The following is a 3745-nucleotide window of genomic DNA, read 5'->3' as shown; positions in this document are numbered from 1 at the left end:
CAGAGCGAGGCGATGGTGATACCGGCCGAGGCGATGACGAGCGAAAGCAGGAACTTGGTTCTGAGGCTCATCTGAGATATTGGGGAGTAAGCCGCAGGATGCGCGCCGGCGCATTCGTTGTCAACAATGATACCCAACCCGGCCAATGACGAACGTAACGTGGGTATAGTCAGGGGAATCAATACAGCGGAGGCACGGCGATGCCGGGTGCCCCACACATCGCGCGGTGCTGCGTTGTCCTTCCATACGACTCCTGGGCGCGATGTGTGGGCACGCTCCCGACAGTCGGACTGTAGCTTCCTTGGCACCCGACCCCGCGCAGTGGACCTGTGATTTGCCCACACATCGCGCACCAACAGTGGGTGCGGTCCGGAGCGTTGGCGGCGCGATGTGCGGGGCACCCACGAATCGAAAGCCTAAGCCAATCTTGTCGTCCCTCCGGTGTCTGTGTTGTAAGTCTTACGCCCGCTACGCGGGCCCCCACATCGGCGGCAGCTTACCCCCGGCTTGCGCCGGGGGCTACGTTCTATTGCGCGCTGCGCGCGCTGGTGCTCTTCACCCAGAATGCCATCCCGGACTGGTGCTCGACTGCGCTCGGGATGACAGAACGTGAAGAGTCGCGTGGGAGTAGGGGTCCCTCGACTACGCTCGGGATGACAGACAGGAGGGGCTAGCGCAAAAGGCCGCGTTGGGCGATGGCGATGTTGTCGCGGGTGGAGTTCTTGACTTCGTACATCATCTCGTCGGCCTGGCGGATGATCTCGTGGGCGCTCTTGGCATCGTCGGGATAGGCGGCGAGGCCGATGGAGGCGCGGACGTTCAGGTTCAGCGCTTCGTCTTTCAGGAACCGGCTGTTGCGGAAGGAGTCGAGCAGGCGGCGGGCGACGACCAGGCCCGAATCCTTGCCGGTCTGCGGCAGCAGGACGACGAACTCATCGCCACCGTAACGGAAGGCGTAGTCAATCAGGCGCAGGTGGCTCTTGATGGTGTAGCCGATCTCGTTGAGCAGTTTGCTGCCGATCAGGTGTCCGTGAGTGTCGTTGACCAGCTTAAAGTGGTCGAGGTCGACGAACAGGACGGTGAATTCGTAGCTGAAGCGGGCGGAGCGATAGACCTCGGCCTCGAGCGTCTTGTAGAGATGGCGCGCATTGTAAAGGCCGGTGCAGTCGTCGGTGATGGTGAGTTCCTGGATGCGTTCGACGGAGCGCGCGTTATCGATGGCGATGGCGGCGTAGTCGCAAATGGCGCGCAGGAAGAACATCTCGCTGTCGGTGAAGCTGGACATGGGAACGTTGATGAGCTGGATCACGCCCAAGACGCGCTGCTTGGCCTTGAGCGGGATGCAGATGATGGAGCGGGTCTGCCACTTGGTCATCTCATCGATGCGCTTGGCGAAACGGGCGTCGTTGTAAACGTCGGGGACGACCAGGGCCTCGCCGTTCCTGGCCACCCATCCGGCGATCCCCTCACCAATATGGAGCCGGACGGACTTGAGGGCGTCGGCGGCGTCCCCCACGGCGATGGCGAAATAGAGCTCGTCGGCGGCCTCATCCACCATCAACAGGGACCAGGTGTCGGGCCGGAAGTACTCGGCGACCTTGGCCATGATCGTCTGGAGGATGGAGTCGAGGTTGAGCGACGACGTGAGCGCCTTGGCGACGTCGTGGAAAATGGCTAACTCCTGCGAGTGCCGCATGCGGTCGGTGGCGGGGGCGTCGGCGTCGCTCATCGGGAGAGTTCCACTCAAGTGTGGCTGATTATAGTGTGGAAGCACAAGTTGCGGGGCAAAAAGAGGCGTCGGGGCGGCGTACGGGTACGGCATACGGTGTACGAGGCGCATCGGAAGTCCCCACCCTCCGCCCAACCACCCCAGCACGCGCAAAAGCGGCGCGCGCCGGGGACCCCGGTCAGCGGGCGGAAGGGTGGGGCACCCGAGTTTGACAGCGAATCGGGCTAAACCTAAGATGCTATTGCTCGATTCCATAACAACTGGCTACTTACAGGCGGTCGGGCGAGGTCGTGTGGGTGGGCACTTTCGGAGAGCGGCTACAGCGCGAGCGGGAGATGCGCGGCATCACGCTGGAGGAAATCGCAGAGGCCACCAAGATCGGCACGCGGTCGCTGCGCGCCCTGGAACAACAGGACTTCGACAAGCTTCCGGGCGGGATCTTCAATAAAGGGTTCGTCCGCGCCTATTCGAAATACCTGGGCATCGACGAGGACCAGTCGGTCGCCGACTACGTGATCGCGGTCAACGAGGCGCAGGCGGCGGGGAAGTTGAGCCGTCCGGAGCACGCGCCGCCCACGTTCGAGGAAGCGGAACCCGAAAAGCCCGAGCCGATACGCATCCCGTGGGGACTGCTGATCATCGTGGCGCTGGTGGTGGCGGTCGGGTTTGCCGCCAAGTCGTATTACGCGCAGTACGGCGGGGCCAAACTGAGGCGTGAAGCGACGCCGACGCAACCCGTAGCCACGCCATCACAGCAATCACCGGCACCCGTAGCACAGCAGCCGACCACCACGCCCACGCCGGCGAAACAGACTCCCGTGCAAGCGCCGGTGGACACCGCGCAGAAGCAAGCGATCCCTGCCAGCACGGTGCCGGAGAATCCGCAAACGACATCCGGCGCTTCGGCGGACGAATTCGTGGTGAAGATACGGGCGAAAGAGGATGCGCGGGTTTGGATCAAGGCGGACGGGAAAGTAGTGTCGAACGGGATGCTTCCGGCGAATAGCGAACGGGTGGTGCGCGCGGCGAAGCAAGTCATATTAGTGACGGAGAACGCCGGCGGAATCGAAGTCAGCCACAACGATAAACTGCTGCCGCCGCTGGGAGCGGAGAATCAGAAGAGAACGGTGATACTGACCCCGCAGGGCATTCGGGAATAGCGGTCCGGATGCGGGCTGCCACTCAAGCCGCGAAAACTGCCATTCAATGATTCGGGAGTGCGATTCCGGCCCGTCTGGCGCTCTAATGGTCAGGTCCGGGAAACTACAATGGCGTTGCGGTGTCGGGCGGAGTCTGTTACTTTCAATAGAGGTTACCCCCTCCCGCAGAGTGGCAGTTTGAGCCTCCCTTCCCCGCAAAAAGGCGTGTACCGGGAGCACCGCAGGAACCGCAACGCAATCGTTTGAGGAGGAGCAGTTGTCGAAGAACCGTTCTTTGTTCACTTCTGAGTCGGTGACGGAAGGTCATCCCGACAAAATCGCAGACCAGATATCGGACGCGATTCTGGATGCCTGTTTCGAGCAGGACCCTTACAGCCGGGTCGCGTGCGAGACGCTGACCGCCACCGGATTGGTGGTAATCGCGGGCGAAATCACGACCAAGGCGTACGTGGACTTCCAGTCAGTGGTCCGCGGAGTGGTGGCCTCGATCGGCTACGACAACGCGCTGTACGGGTTCGATGCGAACACGTGCGCGGTGATTTCCAGCATTAACAAGCAGTCCGGCGACATCGCCATGGGCGTGGACACGGGCGGCGCGGGCGACCAGGGCATGATGTTCGGGTACGCCACCAACGAGACGCCCGAGCTGATGCCGGCGGCGATTTCGCTGGCGCACAAGCTGTGCATGAAGCTGACCGAAGTGCGCAAGAACGGCTCGCTGCCGTATTTGCGACCGGACGGCAAGTCGCAGGTGACGGTGGAATACGACGCGAACATGCGCCCGGTGCGGGTGGACGCGGTCGTGGTTTCGACGCAGCACGCCGAAACCATCAGCACCGAAGAGCTACGGGCCGAC

3 protein-coding genes are annotated in these 3745 nt (G+C 62.5%); 2 read left to right on the top strand and 1 reads right to left on the bottom strand.

Translation table 11 applies throughout. The features are described 5' to 3' along the window. Positions 1-670: 670 nt before the first annotated feature. Positions 671-1729, bottom strand: a complete 1059-nt coding sequence (locus VF515_05455) for a sensor domain-containing diguanylate cyclase (GenBank protein HEX7407082.1) — start codon at positions 1727-1729, stop codon at positions 671-673. 296 nt (positions 1730-2025) lie between these two features. Here VF515_05455 and VF515_05450 point away from each other — a divergent pair, with 296 nt between their 5' ends. Together VF515_05450 and VF515_05445 are read left to right on the top strand one after the other, a co-directional pair. Then, positions 2026-2889 carry a RodZ domain-containing protein gene (locus VF515_05450; GenBank protein HEX7407081.1) on the top strand — a complete coding sequence of 288 codons (864 nt, stop codon included), beginning with the start codon at positions 2026-2028 and terminating at the stop codon, positions 2887-2889. Between the two features lie 256 nt (positions 2890-3145). Then, positions 3146-3745 (top strand): S-adenosylmethionine synthetase N-terminal domain-containing protein (locus tag VF515_05445; GenBank protein HEX7407080.1); only part of this gene is annotated, 600 nt, incomplete at its 3' end.

Source organism: Candidatus Binatia bacterium (assembly GCA_036382395.1).
In the GTDB taxonomy this organism is placed as follows: Bacteria; Desulfobacterota; Binatia; order HRBIN30; family HRBIN30; genus JAGDMS01.
The sequence above is the reverse complement of the archived record's forward strand: the minus strand, read 5'-3'. Positions and strand labels throughout refer to the sequence as shown.